This window comes from Bacillus thuringiensis (assembly GCF_022095615.2).
GTDB classification, from domain to species: domain Bacteria; phylum Bacillota; class Bacilli; order Bacillales; family Bacillaceae_G; genus Bacillus_A; species Bacillus_A cereus_AG.
Genome location: NZ_CP155559.1, coordinates 1,152,769 through 1,171,491 on the forward strand (window position 1 = coordinate 1,152,769; position 18,723 = coordinate 1,171,491).

Consider the following 18,723-nt stretch of genomic DNA (forward strand, 5'->3'; position numbering starts at 1 on the left):
TTATATTTCAAAAGAAACAGGGAAGGTATGTTTCTGTTTCTTTTAATAAACAATAAAGTGAATAATGCTGGCTTTATGTTTTAGCTGAAATATATTCTAGACAAAAATACATTTATGTTTTAAAATTAGTACCAAGTCATAATAATTGATATAAAACGGAGGGCTGCGATGTGAACGTGGGCATTTTAGGGATCGGAAGATATGTGCCGGAAAAAGTAGTCACAAATCACGATTTAGAGAAAATAATGGATACATCCGATGAATGGATTCGTACGAGAACGGGAATTGCAGAAAGACGCATTGCCGATGATACAATAGATACTTCATATATGGCCGTAGAGGCTGCTAAAAAAGCACTTGAAGATGCAGGGGTTAGCGGAGAAGATATCGATCTTATTTTAGTGGCGACAGTAACACCAGATCGTGCGTTTCCAGCAGTAGCTTGTGTCATTCAAGAAGCGATTGGAGCGAAACATGCAGCTGCAATGGATGTAGGAGCAGCATGTGCTGGTTTTATGTACGGAATGATTACAGCGCAGCAATTTATTCAAACGGGAACTTATAAAAATGTATTAGTAGTTGGTAGTGATAAACTATCTAAAATTGTAGACTGGAATGATCGCAATACAGCAGTACTATTTGGGGACGGAGCCGGTGCTATTGTAATGGGGGCAGTTTCAGAAGGAAGAGGCGTTCTATCTTTCGAATTAGGAGCAGACGGAAGTGGCGGTAAGCATCTATATCAAGACGAGTATGTTATGATGAATGGCAGAGAAGTCTTTAAATTTGCCGTTCGTCAACTTGGTGAATCTTGTCTTCGCGTGCTGGATAAGGCTGGTCTTACGAAAGAGGATGTGGATTTCTTAGTACCGCATCAAGCGAATATTCGTATTATGGAATCTGCAAGAGAGAGATTAAATTTACCACAAGAAAAAATGAGTATGACAATTGAAAAGTTTGGTAATACATCAGCTTCTTCAATTCCAATTGCAATGGTAGAGGAATTGCAAAATGGACGTATTCAAGATGGTGATTTAATTATACTTGTCGGTTTCGGCGGCGGATTAACATGGGGAGCAGTCGCTCTTCGTTGGGGTAAATAAGGACTGAGAGAAAAAAAGGAGTGTATTTTGTATGGAAAAAAAGAGGGTCGTAATTACAGGACTAGGAGCTGTTACACCGATCGGAACAGATGTTGAAACAGCGTGGGAAAACATTAAAAAGGGTGTATCTGGAATCGGACGACTTACAAGAATTGATCCGGAACTATTTCCAGCAAAAGTAGCAGCAGAAATTAACGACTTTGAAGTCGAGAAATATATTGATAAAAAAGAAGCGCGCCGTATGGATCGCTTTACACAATATGCAGTAGCAGCAGCGAAAATGGCAGTTGCAGATGCAAAGCTTGAAATTACAGAAGAAAACGGACCTCGAATTGGTGTATGGATTGGTTCTGGTATTGGCGGTATGGAAACATACGAAGAACAATTTAAGATTTTTACTGAGAAAGGCCCGCGTCGCGTGAGCCCATTCTTCGTACCAATGATGATCCCAGATATGGCAGCAGGTCAAGTATCGATCGCAACAGGAGCAAAAGGAATTAACACTTGTTCTGTAACGGCTTGTGCATCTGGTGCAAACTCAATTGGTGATGCATTTAAAGCAATTCAGCGCGGTGATGCTGATGCAATGATAACAGGCGGAGCAGAAGCGCCGTTAACAAGCATGGCATTTGCAGGATTTAGTTCAGCGAAAGCATTAACATTTAATGAAGATCCAGTAACAGCTTGCCGTCCATTTGATAAAAATCGTAGCGGTTTCGTAATGGGTGAAGGTTCAGGTATTTTAATTCTTGAAGAATTAGAGCACGCATTAGCTCGTGGTGCTCACATTTATGCGGAAATCGCTGGTTACGGTGCAACGGGTGATGCATTCCATATTACAATGCCGGCTCCTGGTGGTGAAGGTGGCGTGCGTGCAATGCGTCAAGCTTTAGCAGATGCAGGTCTACAGCCAGAAGATATTGATTACATTAATGCGCACGGTACAAGTACGGATGCGAATGAAAAGTATGAAACGATGGCAATTAAAGAAACGTTCGGTGAGCATGCGTATAAGGTGGCAATTAGCTCAACGAAATCGATGACAGGTCACTTATTAGGAGCAGCTGGTGCTGTTGAAGCGATCTTCTCGATTAAATCAATTACAGACGGAGTAATCCCTCCAACAATTAACTATGAAACACCAGATCCAGAATGTGACTTAGATTACGTACCGAATAAAGCGAGACAACAAGAAGTAAATGCAGTATTAAGTAACTCACTAGGATTCGGTGGTCATAACGCAGTGTTAGTATTTAAATCGTATAAATAATAGATGAAATAAGGAGTTTTTTCGTAGTATATTGCGAAAAAACTCCTTATTTATTTTTACGCCTTTTTCTCCTTTTGCATATACATAAGAAAAAGGAGGGATAGAGATGGGGATTGTTGAAACTGCTGAGTGGTTACATCTATATTATGGACGGCCAGAAAAGCTGTGTGAGAAGTTTACGAAGTATATCCCGCTGCCAAAAGAAAGGTTGTATCGCTTTTTAATTTCTAAAGGTATGTATCGCCCGGTTATGCGAGGAGAACAGGAAATTAAAGAGTTAGAGGAGAAGGAAATTTGGAAAGAGTTACGTACGGAGTATGAGAAACTGAAAAATTGGTTAAAAGGTCCGGATGTCCCTGTCTTTATTTTATTATCAGATTCCTATAATCGAACTGTACAAGAAGAGTATAACGGCAGGGCTGGATTATCTATGCGTCACGTTATTTTCTTATTCGTATGCGGACGGAATTCGGTGGAAGAATTAAAAGTGTTATTGGCGCATGAATATCATCACATATGCAGGTTACATCAAATTGAGACAAAAGAAACAGAATATACATTACTTGATACGATGATTATGGAAGGGCTAGCTGAGCAAGCGGTAAAGGAAAGATATTCAGAAAAAAACAATGCACCGTGGACGACGTATCTTTCAAAAGAAGAGGCTATTTATTATTGGAAAAATGTTGTGCATGAAAGAATAGGTATAAAACGAGGAACAAGGGAGCACGACATCTTATTAAATGGATTTCATTCTTATCCGAAGATGCTTGGCTATGCACTTGGATTTCATATTGTCAAAGATTGTGTAACTTCCGCATCTATAGATACACTTTCTTTATTATCTATAGATGCGAAAGAAATATTGAATAAAGCAAATACATTTCATATATAAAAAACAGGAGCTCTATTTCCTGTTTTTTTTAGTATTAATAGAAGAGAAAATAATAATTAGAATATATTTCCTTAGGTGGAATAAAGTTTAGCGAAATTGAACATAATGATTGATACAAACAGTAGTGAAGTGAGGGGTAGTGAATGTTATATCTACATGATGTATGGGTAAATTGGTTTGAAGGTGAAGAGAATGGGTATAACGTTTGTCATTTTTACGAATGGCGAAAAGATGATACGATTGAGCTATTAGATCAAGTGCCATTATTAAAAGTAGATTCCACATTATATCATTACATCGAAGACGAATTGTTAGAGCTTCCGCAAAAGTTGTTGGAAGACGTACATCATAAGGCTTATATTCGTAAAAATCATGAACGTTTGCAGCAAGAGTATTGCTTTGTTGTTACAGATGGAAAAGGAATTATTGCGATCGACACAATTGGTTACAATGTACCAATTCGAAAAAGTAGACTTATACCGCGCCAAGAGCAGATGGTATATGAGATGGTAGAAAGCGTACAAGCAGAAAAGTATGAGTTCCAAGTAGAAGAAATGGAAAAAGAACATCATATTTTATCACCATCACCTTTCATTATGAATGGCTTAACTCGTAAAGAAAGACAGCTGAAACAATTATTATTTATGGCGTTAGATCAATTACATACAACGAAAAATACAGCAGAAATTCGCTATTGGTTCACAGAGTGGGATCCATCAGCATACGGAATGGTTCAACATATGGAATTTGAAGATATTTGGTCTAGACTGTATGATGAAGCGAAAGCAGGCTGGTCTGAGAAGCACGAACAATTATGCGAGCGTCTCGTAAAAGGACAGCCATTTTTTGAAAAGTTATGGGAAATGGAAAATGAGCAAAAGGTAAATTAAAAAACCGCCAATTGGCGGTTTTTTAATTTGTTGTAGCTTAGCTCCAGCGGCGAGAATGTTCGGTGGCTTCGCGCCTTCCTGCGAGGCCAAAAGCGCCTCTGCGTCAGGAGCTCCATCCCCCTCACATTCTAAGCGAGCCGCTTCCGCTTTATATAGAAATCCAGCTCCGGCTCCTAGCCCTTCGCTTTATATGTTACCTACGCTTTCTACTTAACCCCATTGCGTTTTCTACTTTGCGAAGTTGTTTGAATGCAACGCGGTTTGCTTTTTCGGCACCTTTGTCTAGAATTTCGTCTAGTTCTGGTGAGCTGATTAGTTCGTTATATTTGTCTTGGATTGGACGAATTGCTTCTACGACTACTTGTGCTAGGTCGCCTTTGAAGTCTCCGTATCCTTTTCCTTCGTACATTGCTTCGATTTCTTCTACTGTTTTTCCTGAGAATGAAGAGTAGATTGTTAATAAGTTAGAGATTCCAGGTTTGTTTTCTTTATCAAACTTTACAATACCTTCAGAATCAGTTACAGCGCTCTTAATTTTCTTTTCAATTGTTTTTGGTTCATCAAGCATACTGATCATTGATTTTGGATTCGGATCAGATTTACTCATTTTTTTCGTAGGTTCTGTTAATGACATAACGCGAGCTCCTACTTTTGGAATGCGAATTTCAGGAACAGTGAACACTTCACGGAAGCGTTTGTTGAAACGCTCTGCAAGGTCACGTGTTAATTCCATATGTTGCTTTTGGTCATCACCAACAGGTACGATTTCAGTGTTGTAAAGTAAAATATCAGCAGCCATTAATGGTGGATACGTTAATAATCCAGCTGGAACTGAATCTCTACCAGAAGCTTTATCTTTATATTGCGTCATACGCTCTAATTCTCCAACGTAAGCAACTGATTGCATAATCCATCCTAGTTGAGCGTGTGCTGGTACTTCTGACTGTACAAATAAAGTAGCTTTTTCAGGATCAATGCCGCATGCTACATAAAGTGCAGCAAGACTTCGGATGTTTTTACGAAGTTGTACGGGATCTTGAGGTACTGTAATCGCATGTTGGTTTACAATACAGAAATAACAGTCGTGTTCATTTTGAAGCTCTGTAAATTGCTTCATAGCTCCTAAATAGTTTCCAAGTGTAATTGTTCCACTCGGCTGAATACCAGAAAAGATAACTGACATAAGTAATTCCTCCTAAATTTGAATGCGTGATAGGGAAGAGAAGACAAACAAAAAAGCCCATTCATCCCAAAAAACTATAGGGACGAATGGACCGCGGTACCACCCTAATTATTTCACTACTGTGAAATCTCTCTAATCCATAATAACGTTTGGATATAACGCCAAAGCCTACTACTTTCGGTTTGGTGCTCAAAAGCCCATTCCACACTGCGCAATTACTTGTTCACACCAGCCACAAGCTCTCTGAAATTGCCTCAATATGTACTCTTCTTTATCATCGCATACATATAAATTTATTTATTGTTACCTGAGCTCTTTTAATATGAAAGAACTAAAGTTTTATAACAAAATGTTTTGCTGATTATTATATCATATGGGATAGTGTTTGCAAACTACATCAAAATAGTAAAGCTAATGAGGGTTGAGAACAACCCAAGAACGATACCTGTAATACAAATTGGATACGTCCATTTGAATGAATATGTTTTATAAATACGTTCTTTCTTATCGACAGGTTCCTCTACTTCTTCAATTAAAGAGTCAATTTTTTTGTTCGTACCGAACACTCTTTGGAAGGCGTAAATCGTTACGTTAAAAAATCCATTTTGAAATATGAATAAAAAACCGCCAACAAGAATAAAAAATAGTGCGGCATAAAACGATATATTGACAAAATTCAACAAAAATTGCGATGAAACGAGGATTGCGCCAATACTAGAAGCGATTATCGCTATGAAAATTAGTATACAAGTATGAAAAAAAACTTTATTCAAAATGTTCCCCTCCGTCAAAATATTACTAGAATTATTATACTATAAAAGCTATAATATGTACTAGAATTAATTTTTTGAAAATTATACGCAATTAAAGGTCTGATTTCAAGATGATGGTAGCAATGTTAACCTATCCCTTTACAAAAAAATAAAAAAATAAACATTTTATTAAAAATTTTAACAAAAAAACAAAAAACTATATTCACAATTGTTATATTATATGTATAATGAAAATTGTAGAAACTTGGAGATTATTCTTTCAATTCTACTTTTTTACAAGTGAGGGTACAGGAAGTGCAATTAGGGGAGGCAACACAACATGAAGAAAAAGATACCGTTATTACTTGCATCGACTTTAACTGCAAGTATGTTGCTTGGTGCGTGCAGCTACCAAAAAGATGACGCAAAAGCAAAAGGGAAAGAAAACGCTACGAGTAGTAGTAACGGAAAGCAGATTCTTAATTTAACAGAGTTATCTGAAATTCCATCAATGGATGCATCATTAGCATCTGACTCGGCATCTTCTACAGCATTAAATAATACGATGGAAGGTTTATATCGTATCGGCAAAGATCAAAAGAGAGTGCCTGGAATTGCTGAAGATGTTCAGAAGCTAGACGATGGAAAGAAATACATATTTAAATTAAGAAAAGATGCGAAGTGGTCGAATGGGGAACCTGTAACAGCAAAAGACTTTGTGTATTCCTGGAAAAGAGCAGTAAATCCAGATACAAAAGCGACGTATTCGTACATTATGTTCGATATTAAAAATGCAGAGAAAATTCATAAAAAAGAATTACCTGCTGACCAATTAGGTGTAAAAGCGACTGATGAATATACATTAGAAGTGGAATTAGACAATCCCGTTCCTTACTTTGTTGATTTAACGGTTTATCCAGTATTTTACCCACTTAATGAGAACTTTGTAAAAGCACAAGGTGATAAGTTTGGGTTAGAGGCAAATACAACATTATATAATGGACCATTTGTTATGAGTGATTGGAAACATGAGCAAAGCTTCCAGTTTAAGAAGAACCCATCATATTGGGATAATAAAACGGTTAAAATCGAAGAAATTAACTTTAATATTGTTAAAAATACGTCAACTGATGTAAATTTATATGAGACAAACTCAATTGATCGTGCGGCTCTATCTTCAGAATTTGTTGATAAGTTTAGACAAAGCCCAGAATTCCAAACAAGAAAAGAAGCAGGGGTTGCTTACCTAAGGTTTAATCAAAGTAATCAATACTTAAGTAATAAAAACTTAAGAAAAGCAATTTCAATGTCCTTTGACCGTGATAATATTGCGAAGGTTATTTTAAATAATGGTGCAATTGGAGCTTATGGATTTGTTGGAAAAGATTTCGCTGAAGGTCCGAATAAAAAAGACTTCCGAGCTGAAAATGGGAATTTAGTTGAAACAAATCCAAAAGAAGCGAAAAAGCTGTGGGAAACAGCGAAGAAAGAGCTTGGCACTGATAAAATCGAACTAGAATTCTTAAACTTCGATAATGAAGATGCGAAAAAAGTTGGTGAATTCTTAAAAGGCGAGATGGAAAAGAACTTACCAGGTTTATCAATTAAAATTAAACAGCAGCCATTCGCACAAAAAAATAAATTAGAAGATTCTCAGCAATATGATATTGCGTTTGGTATTTGGGGCCCAGATTTCCCAGATCCAATTTCATATTTAGATATGTTTGTTACAAATGGTTCTCAAAATAAAACAGGCTATTCTAATAAAAAATATGATGATTTAATTCTAAAAGCTAAAACAGATACAAAAGATTTACAAGCACGTTGGAACAACCTTTTAGAAGTAGAGAAGATGTTAATTAAAGAGGATGCAGTTATCACTCCAATCTTCCAAAAAGGTTCAGCGTATGTAGTAAAAGGTGCCGTAAAAGATATTATCCCAATTAACTATGGTGGTAAATTAACTTACAAATGGGCATCTGTTGAACAAAAATAATCTTTTTTTCCATCGTTTACTAGGGTATATGCCTATGATGGGCATATGCTCTTATTTTAAAAAAATAAAAGTAAGAATATTTTAAACTATCTTATTGCTTTTGAGAAAAACGGGGAGGTGCTTGACTATGGGACGTTATGTATTAAAACGTTTCGTGTACATGGCTTTGACATTATTTTTAATTACTACACTGACTTTCTTTTTGATGAAATTACTTCCGGGTTCTCCGCTTAAAAACCAGGAGAAACTATCACCGGCACAAAAAGAAATCATTCTTGAAAAATATGGCTTAAATGATCCAGTACCAGTTCAATATGCGCGTTACTTAGGTAACTTAGCAAAAGGTGATTTAGGGGTATCATTCCAATATGATAACCGTCCAGTAACAGATATGATTGTGGATCGCATTGGACCATCAGCACAACTTGGTTTACAAGCGATTATATTAGGAACATTTATCGGTTTAATCTTAGGAATCGTTGCGGCACTTCGTAACAATACATGGGTCGATTATGGGGCGACAATTATTTCCGTACTCGGGATGTCGGTACCATCGTTCGTATTCGCCGCATTACTACAATATTTCGTAGGGGTAAAACTTGGGTGGTTCCCAGTAGCATTCTGGAAAGGACCAGAGTTTACCGTAATGCCTACAATCGCTTTATCGATGGCAGTTATCGCAACAATCGCACGTTTTGCTCGTGCAGAGTTAATTGAAGTTATGCAAGCTGACTACATTTTAACAGCGAAAGCGAAAGGAATTAGCCAAGGCGTTATCATTATCAAACACGCACTTCGTAACGCGTTAATTCCAGTTGTAACGATTTTAGGACCAATGGTTGCAGGATTAATTACAGGGACATTAGTTATTGAGCAAATTTATGCTGTACCAGGACTAGGGGAACAGTTCGTTAAATCTATTACAGTGAATGACTACACAGTTATTATGGGAACTACAATTTTCTATAGTGCGATTTTCATCTTAGTTATTTTCATTGTTGATATTTTATACGGAATTATTGATCCTCGTATTCGTTTAGCGGGAGGGAAAAAATGATGAAAGATGTACAAAAATTATCTCCAGATTTATTTCAACAAGCCAATCAAAATAATGTTGATAATGAAGTCATTGCCCGTCCAAGCTTAACGTTTTGGCAAGATGTAAGAAGACGTTTGTTCCAACATAAAGGAGCAATGTTTGGTTTCATTTTATTAGCGCTTATTATATTACTAGCAATTTTAGGACCGATGGTAAGTAAGCACTCGTATAAAGAGCAAGATTTAGGTCGTGCGAAATTACCACCGAAAATTCCTGTTATTGAAAATGTTCATTGGCTACCATTTGACGGTACAGATCAATATGGTGTTGACCAATATGAAAAACGTGATATTAAAGAGTATTTCTGGTTCGGTACAGATGATCTTGGACGCGATTTATGGACAAGAACATGGGAAGGTACGCGCGTATCATTATATATCGCTCTTTTAGCAGCAGCAATTGACTTAGTAATTGGGGTTGCATATGGAGGTATTTCAGCGTTCTATGGCGGTAGAGTAGATAATATTATGCAACGTATTATGGAGATTATTAACGGTATTCCATACTTAATCATCGTTATTTTAATGGTAATCATTATGGGATCTGGTATATGGTCAATTACACTCGCAATGGCGATTACAGGTTGGATAGGGATGTCGCGTATCGTTCGTGGACAAATCCTGAAATTAAAAAATCAAGAATACGTATTAGCATCTCGTACATTAGGTGCAACAAATACACAGTTAATTGTAAAACACTTAATCCCGAACGTAATGGGACCAATTATCGTAATGACAATGTTTACAATTCCAACAGCAGTGTTTGGTGAGGCGTTCTTAAGCTTCATCGGTTTAGGTATTCAGCCACCATTCGCATCACTTGGTTCTCTTGTAAACGATGGTTATAAATCAATTCAAACGTATCCACATATGATGTTCATCCCAGCGGTTGTCATCAGTATGTTAATCTTAGCATTCAACTTAATGGCAGACGGATTACGCGACGCGTTAGATCCAAAAATGCGTAAGTAAAAGAGGGGAGAAGTAAAAATGAAAACATTGCTAGAGGTAAAAGATTTGCAAGTCTCCTTTGATACACATGCAGGTGAAGTACAAGCTGTACGCGGTGTTACTTTTGATTTGAAAAAAGGAGAAACATTAGCGATTGTAGGAGAATCTGGTTCTGGTAAATCAGTTACTTCTAAAGCGTTAATGGGATTAATTCCGAATCCTCCAGGACGTATTAAAAACGGTGAAATCGTATTTGAAGGTCGTGACTTAACGAAACTAACAGAAAAAGAAATGCAACAAGTGCGCGGTAAAGATATCGCGATGATTTTCCAAGATCCAATGACATCATTAAACCCAACGATGACAATTGGAAATCAAATTATGGAAGGCCTTATTAAACACCAAGGGATGAGTAAAGCAGATGCACGTAAAGTTGCGTTAGAATTAATCGACCTTGTAGGTATTCCAAATCCAGAAGCGCGCTTAAAACAATATCCTCACCAATTCTCAGGTGGTATGAGACAGCGTGTAGTTATTGCGATGGCGTTAGCTTGCAACCCAAAATTATTAATTGCCGATGAGCCGACAACAGCGCTAGACGTTACAATTCAGGCGCAAATTTTAGAACTTATGAAGGACATTCAGCAAAAAACAGAAGCAGCAATCATTTTCATTACGCATGATTTAGGTGTAGTGGCAAACGTTGCGGACCGCGTAGCAGTTATGTACGCTGGTAAAGTTGTTGAAATTGGAACGGTTGATGAAATTTTCTACAATCCAAAACATCCGTATACTTGGGGCCTAATCGCATCTATGCCAAGTTTAGATGGTTCAGAAGAAGAGTTATATGCAATCCCTGGAACGCCTCCAGATTTATTAAAGCCGCCAAAGGGAGATGCTTTTGCACCACGTAACCCGCAGGCGCTGAAAATTGATTTTGAAATGGACCCACCTTTATTTAAAGTAAGTGATACACACTATGCGGCAACTTGGTTACTTCACGAGCAAGCTCCAGAAGTAAAACCGCCGGCAGTTGTTGAAAAACGTATTCTTCAAATGAAAGCAGGTGAACAACATGACTAAACAACGTGAGAAATTAATTGAAGTAAAAAATGTAAAGCAGCACTTCGACGTGAGTGGTGGTGTTGTCAAAGCGGTTAATGATATTTCATTTGATATTTTCCGCGGAGAAACATTTGGTCTTGTAGGAGAATCAGGTTGTGGTAAATCGACAACTGGAAGAACGATTATTCGTTTATATGATGCAACTGCTGGTGAAGTGTTGTTTGATGGTGAAAATGTACATGGTAAAAAATCACGCGCACAACTGAAGAAGTTCAACCGTAAAATGCAAATGATTTTCCAAGATCCATATGCATCATTAAATCCTCGTATGACAGTAGGGGATATTATTGCAGAAGGTATTGATATTCACGGACTAGCAAAAGGAAAAAAAGAGCGTATGGACCGTGTTCATGAATTATTAATCACAGTTGGTTTAAATAAAGAGCACGCAAACCGTTTCCCGCATGAATTCTCAGGTGGACAACGTCAACGTATCGGTATCGCTCGCGCACTTGCTGTAGAACCTGAATTTATCATTGCTGATGAGCCAATCTCAGCACTTGACGTATCAATCCAGGCGCAAGTTGTAAACTTACTGAAAAAGTTACAAAAAGAAAAAGGTTTAACATACTTATTCATTGCCCATGATTTATCAATGGTAAAATACATTAGTGATCGCATCGGCGTAATGTACCGTGGTCAAATCGTTGAGCTAACAACAAGTGAAGAGTTATATGCGAATCCAATTCATCCATATACGAAATCACTATTATCAGCAATCCCGCTTCCAGATCCAGATTATGAGCGCAATCGTAAACGTATCGTATACGATCCATCACAGCATGATTATGCTAGTGAAGCACCAACAATGCGTGAAATTCGCCCAGGACATTTCGTATTATGTTCTGAAGCGGAGTATAAGAAATATAAAGAGATTTATCAATAATAAAAAGAGCCATTCTTCCGTTACAGAAGAATGGCTCTTTTTCTACTATATAAACAGTTGTATTGTTAACATTTGTCGGTAAGTGAATATAAATGTTATCTACCAATGAATGCATCTCGATTAAACGAGTATTACTGTGCCTGAACAGAAACAATCTCTTCTTGTTCTTCAGGTTTAACGAGTGCATAACGTTCCCACGCTCTACTTTTCCAGCGGAAGAACATAATGATGGCACGTGTCCATTCATCAATAGCAATCGCTAGCCAAATACCAACGAGCCCCATATCTAAATGGAAGGCGAAAAAGTAACCGAGTGGTAAACTCATTAACACCATAGAGAATGCTCCAATTAAAACTGGATACTTTGCATCACCAGCTGCGCGAAGTGAATTGATAATGACGATGTTCATCGTACGTCCCGTTTCAAGTAGTACACTTAGTAAAAGAACTGATGCACCTAACGTAATAATGTGCGGATTATCTGTAAATAGTCCCATTAATTGTGTACGGAATGTAATAACGAGGGCGACCATACATAAAGTGACACCAATTGCCCACTTTACACTTTTCCATACGCGTTCATACGCTTCGTCTTTTTCACCACCGCCAACAAGGCGTCCGATAATAATGGCTGTTCCCATACCGATCGCAATCGCGAATAAATAAGTGAACATAGAAATGTTCGTAGCGTATTGTCTCGCCGCTAATGATTCTGTTCCTAAGTATGTTGCATAGTATAAGAAGACAATTTGGCAAGCTTGATACATAACCTGCTCAAATGCAGATGGAATCCCAATCTTTAAAATTTTCCCGATGTATTCTTTTGATAAGGTGAAGTAATATTGTAATTTCACACGGTATTCCATAACGCGGTACAGTAACCAGAAGAAAACGATAAGTGCGATTAATCTGCTGACAGCAGAAGAAATGGCAGCCCCTTGTACACCGAGCTCTGGGAAACCAAATTTCCCAAAAATGAGTACGTAGTTTCCAGCGATATGAATAATATTCATTCCAAGAGAAATAAACATCGCTTGCTTTGTGAAGCCATGTACGCGGATAATTGCGGCTAATGAATTAATAATAGCTTGAAGGAAAATAGCGCCTCCGACGATGGATAAATAGCCTTGCGCATACATGAGTACATCGCCTTGTAAGTTCATTGCCATCATCATATGTTTTGAAAATAAAAGAAAACCAGCGCTTATAATGATTCCGACCACTAAATTTAATGTGACGGCTAAAGCTGATATTTTAGATGCTTCCATAAAACGTTTGGAACCGAGGTATTGAGATACGACGATAGCTGCGCCGTTCCCGATGACTTCTAGTACCAAAATAGCGATATGGAGATATTGATTCGCTGCACCAACCCCAGATACAGCATCGTCTGATAATGCACTTAACATGAAAGTATCAGCGATCCCCATTAACATAAATAGAAAAACTTCTAGAAAAATAGGCCATGTTAATAAGAATAAACTTAATTTCTCTGTCGGCCCGTTTTTTGCCTGAATTGCTGTCATGTCCGTCCCCTCTTTACCGATATCTATTTTTAGCAAAGTGTATCGTAACATACTTTCTTATCCTTTGCACTCATTTTAGCCTACATATCTTTATTATGAAGGGGGCGCTATTTTATGATAAAAAGAGAAGGATAATTATGCGGAAAGTATTATGAGATATAAAATTTATTTTTCTCTAATAATTTAGAAAAATATAAAAATATTTATTTTCAACACTTTAGTAAGGATAATCAACAATATAAAACGTTTACACAGGTTTATTTTTAAACAGAAAATTTTAATAAAATAGAAATATAAATATACAAAAAATATATTTGTGTGTATAATATGAATTGTTAGAACATATATATATTTCTATTTGTTTGAAAATGAAAGGGCTAACATTTTTGTGGAGGGTGGAAGTATGAAAAAAAAGATGCCAGTTTTTGTAGTATCAACAGTAGCGATGAGCATGATGTTAGGGGCATGTAGCTACCAAAAAGATGAACCGCAAGCGAACGCAAAAGGGGATAGCGGGAAAAGCGGTGCGAAGCAAGTTATTAACTTAATTGAAACACAAGAAATTCCAACGATGGATCCAGCGTTATCAGCTGATGCAGTTTCTTCAAGAGTAATGACTAATACGATGGAAGGCTTATACAGTTTAGGAAAAGATGATAAGCTAGTTCCTGGTGTAGCGAAGGAATTCCAAAAGTCAGAAGACGGTAAAAAATATACATTTAAATTACGTGAAGACGCAAAATGGTCAAATGGTGAGCCTGTGACGGCGAAGGATTTCGTATACGCATGGCAAAGAGCGATTAACCCAGATACAGCTGCGAAATCAGCGTACATTATGTATGATATAAAAAATGCAGAGAAAATCAATAAAAAAGAGATGAGTCCAGATCAATTAGGCGTGAAAGCGATTGATGATCATACATTAGAAGTGGAATTAGACAATTCAATTCCATACCTTGTAGATTTAATGGTATATCCAATCTTCTATCCTGTGAATGAAAAGTTTGTAAAAGAGCAAGGTACGAAGTTTGGTTTGGAAGCGAATACAACACTTTATAATGGACCATTTACATTAAGTGATTGGCAACATGAACGTAGCTTTAAAATGACAAAGAGCGCGTCATATTGGGACAATAAAGAAGTGAAGATTGAGGAAGTAAACTTTAATATTGTAAAAGATACGTCTACGCCAATTAATTTATATGAGACAAACGCAGTCGATCGAGCGACGTTATTAGCAGAGTTCATCGATAAATATAAAGGAAAACCAGATTTCCAAACAGTAGAAGATACATCTGTATTCTTCCTTCGTTTAAATCAAAAAGACCCAGCTTTAGCAAATAAAAATATTCGTAAAGCAATTTCACTTGCTTTTGAACGTAAGCCGTTCGTTGATACATTATTAAATAACGGTTCTAAGCCGGCAACAGGATTAATTCCTGATAACTTCATTAAAGGGCCAGATAAGAAAGACTTCCGTGCTGTAAATGGAGATATTGTAAAACCAAACGTGAAAGAAGCGAAGAAATATTGGGAAGCTGGTAAAAAAGAACTTGGTAAAAATGAAATTGAATTAGAGCTATTAAATGAAGACGTTGAATTATCGAAGAAAACAGGTGAATATTTAAAAGGTGAATTAGAAAAGAATTTACCAGGTTTAACAGTGAAAATTAAACAACAGCCATTTGCGCAAAAACTAAAATTAGAAGATGCGGGCGATTATGTGATGTCATTCTCTGGATGGAGTGCAGATTTCCCAGATCCAGTTACATACCTTGATATGTTTGTAACGGACGGATCACAAAATAAAATGAAATACTCTAATCCGAAATATGATGAAATTATCATGAAAGCGAAGAAAGATGGAAGTGATGTAAATGCTCGTTGGAAAAACTTACTAGAAGCAGAGAAAATGTTACTTGATGACGCTGCGATTGTTCCAGTATATCAACGTGGTAGAGCATATATACAAAGAGAATCAATTAAAAATATGTACAATCATAAATATGGCGGCGATTTAAGCTTTAAATGGGCGTCAGTAGAGAAATAAGAAAAAAGCAGGCTAACCGCCTGCTTTTTTTAATACGTACGTTTCTTATAAATACCTTTCCCGCCAACTTGGTTCCAGCCGGATTGGACATCCAAGCTTTTATTAACAAACTTCATTTTTTCTTTTCCGCCAAAGAGCTTTTCACCAATGCTATTTGTAATGACACCAATCAATGCTGTTATTCCGATGATGAGGGCAGCAACCGTGACAAAATCAATAAAAAAAGCAATCATTTGCAAATTCCCCCTTTGCCTGTCTGTATTTTTATTGTATGAGATAAAAGGTAAAAAAGAAAGAAATGTCAGAAAAATTATTGATTTATTTTAGAAATCGTATAGACACGAATGAGAATGTTTGTTAAAATGAGAACAAATGTTCCTTTTGATTCTCACTTGTATAGTCTTACATTTCTTAATTGATTTATCAAGAAAAGGTAAGAAAACGTTCTCTTTTTTATAGGAAAGATTCTGAGAAAATAACTATATATCATATGAATAATCTATGAAAAGCAAGCGTTAAGAGGGTTGGAGGTATTGTTAAAGTACAGATAAAGAGAGTGTGATCATGTTACATAGCAGTGGAATGCACGGAAGAGTTTTCTCAATTAGAAGGAAATTTACTGTATATTTCTTGCAAAATCTATTGTATAATGATTATAGAAGTTACTTATTAAAAGTAATTGTTGTTTGCTAAAAGTTGTTGCTTACATGAAATGCGATTTTTGCACTTTGTTTTAAGACAAGGTATCGCAAAAAATTGCTGAATTTAGAAATTTAAACTGTAATTAGTACAGAATTTGTACTCTTTAAGGAGAGTGAGCTTTGTATGGTAACATTATATAGTTCTCCAAGCTGTACGTCTTGTAGAAAGGCGAAATTATGGCTAGAGGAAAATCATATTCCTTATACAGAACGTAATATTTTCTCAGATCCATTAACGATTGAGGAAATTAAAGAGATTTTACGTATGACAGAAAGCGGAACGGATGAGATTATTTCTACTCGTTCGAAAGTTTTCCAAGAATTAAATGTAAACTTAGAGTCTTTACCACTTCAAGATTTATATAAGATGATTCGTGACTATCCAGGGATTTTACGTCGTCCAATTATGATTGACGAGAAACGCCTTCAAGTAGGTTACAATGAAGACGAAATCCGCCGTTTCTTACCACGTACAGTAAGAACGTTCCAATTACGTGAAGCACAGCGTCTTGTAAATTAATTATAATAATATGAAAACCTTCTACCTATTATATAGTAGAAGGTTTTTTTTAATGTTTCACATTTCGTAATCGAACTTGTTGCACGATAAAGCCGATGCATAAAATGGTGAAAATAAACAAGTATGGAATGCTTGCAGTGAAACTTGGGTTGTTATGAAAAAAGGTTGCAAGTCTGTCTTCATGTGTGACCATTTTTCCTGCTGTATAGGCGAGAATCGCTGCTCCGCAATAAATGAGGAATGGAAAGCGTTCCATAAGTATTAAAATGAGTTTGCTGCCCCAAATAATAATCGGAATAGAAATGAGTAAGCCGATTATTACGAGTAATAATCTTCCGTGAGCTGCTCCTGCAATAGCAATAACGTTGTCAAACCCCATAACGAGATCAGCGAATACAATTGTACGCACAGCTTGAAATAAAGTTGTTTTTCCTTGAATAGCGGAAAGATCGTTGCTATTATCAGTTAGTAAATTTACTGCAATTAATGTAAGTAAAACGCCCCCGATAAGTTGCAGAAATGGAATGTCGAGTAAATAGACAGCTAGTATAGTAAGGAGAATTCTTAGTACGATTGCTAAAAGAGTACCAATCAAAATGGCTTTATTTCGTTTTGATTCAGGTAAATTGCGGCTAGCTAGTGCGATGACGATTGCGTTGTCACCACCTAATACAACATCGATACCGACAATCATTAGTACAGATGTTAAAAACTCTAAGTCCATTCGTCTGCCTCCATTTATGATGTTTTAATAAGCGAACTATATGTATGTGGTGAAGAGAGAGATTAAATCATCTTCTCTAATAAAAGTTTCACTTTATTACAGTGTACGGGGGAAGATGGAAATGTATGTCCAAATTTTTTGTGGGTGAGAAATCGCTATAATGATATATTTGTGTAGATGGTCGAATAAAGATAGGCATATAACTATTTTTGTAAAATAAATCGATTTTATTTCCATTCTGGAGAATCTTATCATAAAATGAGAGTACAAGAATCTATTGATTTGTCATATGAGTGGGGAATCCCTTCATAACAATTCCAAACAGGAAGGGAGAGTTGTATTTTGGATATTGAAAGAATTAATGACCATACGATGAAATTTTTTATTACGTACATTGATATAGAGGATAGAGGGTTTAATCGTGAAGAAATTTGGTATGACCGCGAACGAAGTGAAGAGCTCTTTTGGGAGATGATGGACGAAGCTCGTGATCATGATGATTTCTTTATTGATGGACCGCTATGGATTCAAGTGCAAGCAGTCGATAAAGGGATTGAAGTACTTGTAACAAAAGCGGAGCTTTCAAAGGATGGACAAAAGCTAGAACTACCAATAGGTGTAGATAAAATTATAGACATTCCTCTAGATGAAGGTATTGAATCATTATTCCAGCAAGAATTAGTGGAAGAGGTAGAAGAACAAGCAGGAACAAACTTTAACGAAGGTGGTACGTTTGGCTTTTTAATTAAGTTTAATGATTTTGAAGATGTCATTTCATTAAGCCACCGTCTTATCTTTGAAGATATAAAAGATGAGCTATATTCATTTGAGAACCGCTATTATGTATATGTGGAATTCGATGAAGTGCTACATGATGAAGAAGAAATTGATCGTATTTTAAGTATTGTTTTAGAGTACGGAGAAGAGTCAACTTTAACAATTCATCGTGTAAGTGAGTATGGGAAACAAATTGTGAAAGAGCATGCGCTTGAAACAATTCGCAATAATTTTCCTGCTAAAACGTAGGCCGATTTCTGTAGTATGAAATCGGCT

The 18,723-nt window shown here is 36.6% G+C and carries 17 protein-coding genes and 1 other annotated feature; of the genes, 12 read left to right on the forward strand and 5 right to left on the reverse strand.

Translation table 11 applies throughout. The features are described from left to right. The first annotated feature begins 170 nt into the window (after positions 1 to 170). The 4 genes from fabH (at position 171) to KZZ19_RS05940 (ending at position 4,158) form a co-directional block, all read left to right on the forward strand. Positions 171 to 1,103: a beta-ketoacyl-ACP synthase III gene (fabH, locus tag KZZ19_RS05925; protein WP_001100533.1), complete on the forward strand. Its 933-nt coding sequence runs from the start codon at positions 171 to 173 to the stop codon at positions 1,101 to 1,103. Between the two features lie 31 nt (positions 1,104 to 1,134). Then, the gene (gene fabF / locus KZZ19_RS05930; RefSeq protein ID WP_237979836.1) at positions 1,135 to 2,373 is read left to right on the forward strand and encodes a beta-ketoacyl-ACP synthase II; all 1,239 of its coding nucleotides are present in this window, start codon (positions 1,135 to 1,137) and stop codon (positions 2,371 to 2,373) included. 106 nt (positions 2,374 to 2,479) lie between these two features. After that, entirely contained in the window at positions 2,480 to 3,268 is a 789-nt protein-coding gene (locus KZZ19_RS05935; protein WP_237979837.1) for a DUF2268 domain-containing protein, read from the forward strand. Positions 3,269 to 3,411: 143 nt separating this feature from the next. Then, positions 3,412 to 4,158, forward strand: a complete 747-nt coding sequence (locus KZZ19_RS05940) for a YjbA family protein (protein ID WP_088095535.1) — start codon at positions 3,412 to 3,414, stop codon at positions 4,156 to 4,158. Between the two features lie 193 nt (positions 4,159 to 4,351). Here KZZ19_RS05940 and trpS read toward each other — a convergent pair whose 3' ends face one another. Continuing rightward, entirely contained in the window at positions 4,352 to 5,341 is a 990-nt protein-coding gene (gene trpS / locus KZZ19_RS05945) for a tryptophan--tRNA ligase (protein WP_000110997.1), read from the reverse strand. Positions 5,342 to 5,416: 75 nt separating this feature from the next. Next, positions 5,417 to 5,628 (reverse strand) — a binding site (T-box leader). A gap of 105 nt (positions 5,629 to 5,733) precedes the next feature. Beyond that, positions 5,734 to 6,114: a DUF3899 domain-containing protein gene (locus tag KZZ19_RS05950; protein WP_088095536.1), complete on the reverse strand. Its 381-nt coding sequence runs from the start codon at positions 6,112 to 6,114 to the stop codon at positions 5,734 to 5,736. A 319-nt stretch (positions 6,115 to 6,433) separates the two neighbouring features. Between KZZ19_RS05950 and KZZ19_RS05955 the strand changes: the two genes are divergently transcribed. The 5 genes from KZZ19_RS05955 (at position 6,434) to KZZ19_RS05975 (ending at position 12,149) form a co-directional block, all read left to right on the forward strand. Then, positions 6,434 to 8,089 carry a peptide ABC transporter substrate-binding protein gene (locus KZZ19_RS05955; RefSeq protein ID WP_237979838.1) on the forward strand — a complete coding sequence of 552 codons (1,656 nt, stop codon included), beginning with the start codon at positions 6,434 to 6,436 and terminating at the stop codon, positions 8,087 to 8,089. Between the two features lie 127 nt (positions 8,090 to 8,216). Then, entirely contained in the window at positions 8,217 to 9,146 is a 930-nt protein-coding gene (opp3b, locus tag KZZ19_RS05960; RefSeq protein WP_000534165.1) for an oligopeptide ABC transporter permease, read from the forward strand. Then, the gene (gene opp3C / locus KZZ19_RS05965; protein ID WP_048559566.1) at positions 9,143 to 10,159 is read left to right on the forward strand and encodes an oligopeptide ABC transporter permease; all 1,017 of its coding nucleotides are present in this window, start codon (positions 9,143 to 9,145) and stop codon (positions 10,157 to 10,159) included. Before opp3b ends, opp3C begins: the two co-directional genes overlap by 4 nt. 18 nt (positions 10,160 to 10,177) lie before the next feature. Further along, positions 10,178 to 11,221 carry an ABC transporter ATP-binding protein gene (locus tag KZZ19_RS05970; protein ID WP_000854346.1) on the forward strand — a complete coding sequence of 348 codons (1,044 nt, stop codon included), beginning with the start codon at positions 10,178 to 10,180 and terminating at the stop codon, positions 11,219 to 11,221. Then, on the forward strand, positions 11,214 to 12,149 hold the full coding sequence (locus KZZ19_RS05975; protein ID WP_076535984.1) for an ABC transporter ATP-binding protein: 936 nt from the start codon (positions 11,214 to 11,216) through the stop codon (positions 12,147 to 12,149). The genes KZZ19_RS05970 and KZZ19_RS05975 overlap by 8 nt, the downstream gene beginning before the upstream one ends. A gap of 131 nt (positions 12,150 to 12,280) precedes the next feature. Here KZZ19_RS05975 and KZZ19_RS05980 read toward each other — a convergent pair whose 3' ends face one another. Beyond that, positions 12,281 to 13,726 (reverse strand): MATE family efflux transporter, encoded by a 1,446-nt coding sequence (locus KZZ19_RS05980; protein WP_140392383.1) that lies wholly within the window; start codon positions 13,724 to 13,726, stop codon positions 12,281 to 12,283. A 352-nt stretch (positions 13,727 to 14,078) separates the two neighbouring features. Here KZZ19_RS05980 and KZZ19_RS05985 point away from each other — a divergent pair, with 352 nt between their 5' ends. Then, complete coding sequence (locus KZZ19_RS05985) at positions 14,079 to 15,725, forward strand: peptide ABC transporter substrate-binding protein (protein WP_000728618.1); 1,647 nt, start codon at positions 14,079 to 14,081, stop codon at positions 15,723 to 15,725. Between the two features lie 29 nt (positions 15,726 to 15,754). Here KZZ19_RS05985 and KZZ19_RS05990 read toward each other — a convergent pair whose 3' ends face one another. Then, positions 15,755 to 15,958, reverse strand: coding sequence for a hypothetical protein (locus KZZ19_RS05990; protein ID WP_000559978.1), 204 nt, complete (start codon positions 15,956 to 15,958; stop codon positions 15,755 to 15,757). Positions 15,959 to 16,550: 592 nt separating this feature from the next. On the opposite strand from KZZ19_RS05990, the gene spx reads away from it, so the two are divergent. Further along, entirely contained in the window at positions 16,551 to 16,946 is a 396-nt protein-coding gene (gene spx, locus KZZ19_RS05995; protein ID WP_000258267.1) for a transcriptional regulator Spx, read from the forward strand. A gap of 49 nt (positions 16,947 to 16,995) precedes the next feature. Here spx and KZZ19_RS06000 read toward each other — a convergent pair whose 3' ends face one another. Next, positions 16,996 to 17,670: a TerC family protein gene (locus tag KZZ19_RS06000; protein ID WP_088095547.1), complete on the reverse strand. Its 675-nt coding sequence runs from the start codon at positions 17,668 to 17,670 to the stop codon at positions 16,996 to 16,998. A gap of 342 nt (positions 17,671 to 18,012) precedes the next feature. On the opposite strand from KZZ19_RS06000, the gene mecA reads away from it, so the two are divergent. Further along, positions 18,013 to 18,696 (forward strand): adaptor protein MecA, encoded by a 684-nt coding sequence (gene mecA, locus KZZ19_RS06005; RefSeq protein ID WP_237979839.1) that lies wholly within the window; start codon positions 18,013 to 18,015, stop codon positions 18,694 to 18,696. Positions 18,697 to 18,723: the final 27 nt, after the last annotated feature.

Bases quoted from the DNA above. Each gene is read 5' to 3' on its own strand.
- trpS (WP_000110997.1), bottom strand. From the start codon at position 5,341: ATGTCAGTTATCTTTTCTGGTATTCAGCCGAGTGGAACAATTACACTT.
- spx (WP_000258267.1), top strand. From the start codon at position 16,551: ATGGTAACATTATATAGTTCTCCAAGCTGTACGTCTTGTAGAAAGGCG.
- opp3C (WP_048559566.1), top strand. From the start codon at position 9,143: ATGATGAAAGATGTACAAAAATTATCTCCAGATTTATTTCAACAAGCC.
- KZZ19_RS05990 (WP_000559978.1), bottom strand. From the start codon at position 15,958: ATGATTGCTTTTTTTATTGATTTTGTCACGGTTGCTGCCCTCATCATC.
- KZZ19_RS05935 (WP_237979837.1), top strand. From the start codon at position 2,480: ATGGGGATTGTTGAAACTGCTGAGTGGTTACATCTATATTATGGACGG.
- KZZ19_RS06000 (WP_088095547.1), bottom strand. From the start codon at position 17,670: ATGGACTTAGAGTTTTTAACATCTGTACTAATGATTGTCGGTATCGAT.
- opp3b (WP_000534165.1), top strand. From the start codon at position 8,217: ATGGGACGTTATGTATTAAAACGTTTCGTGTACATGGCTTTGACATTA.
- KZZ19_RS05980 (WP_140392383.1), bottom strand. From the start codon at position 13,726: ATGTTACGATACACTTTGCTAAAAATAGATATCGGTAAAGAGGGGACG.
- KZZ19_RS05970 (WP_000854346.1), top strand. From the start codon at position 10,178: ATGAAAACATTGCTAGAGGTAAAAGATTTGCAAGTCTCCTTTGATACA.
- fabF (WP_237979836.1), top strand. From the start codon at position 1,135: ATGGAAAAAAAGAGGGTCGTAATTACAGGACTAGGAGCTGTTACACCG.
- KZZ19_RS05940 (WP_088095535.1), top strand. From the start codon at position 3,412: ATGTTATATCTACATGATGTATGGGTAAATTGGTTTGAAGGTGAAGAG.
- KZZ19_RS05985 (WP_000728618.1), top strand. From the start codon at position 14,079: ATGAAAAAAAAGATGCCAGTTTTTGTAGTATCAACAGTAGCGATGAGC.
- KZZ19_RS05955 (WP_237979838.1), top strand. From the start codon at position 6,434: ATGAAGAAAAAGATACCGTTATTACTTGCATCGACTTTAACTGCAAGT.
- KZZ19_RS05975 (WP_076535984.1), top strand. From the start codon at position 11,214: ATGACTAAACAACGTGAGAAATTAATTGAAGTAAAAAATGTAAAGCAG.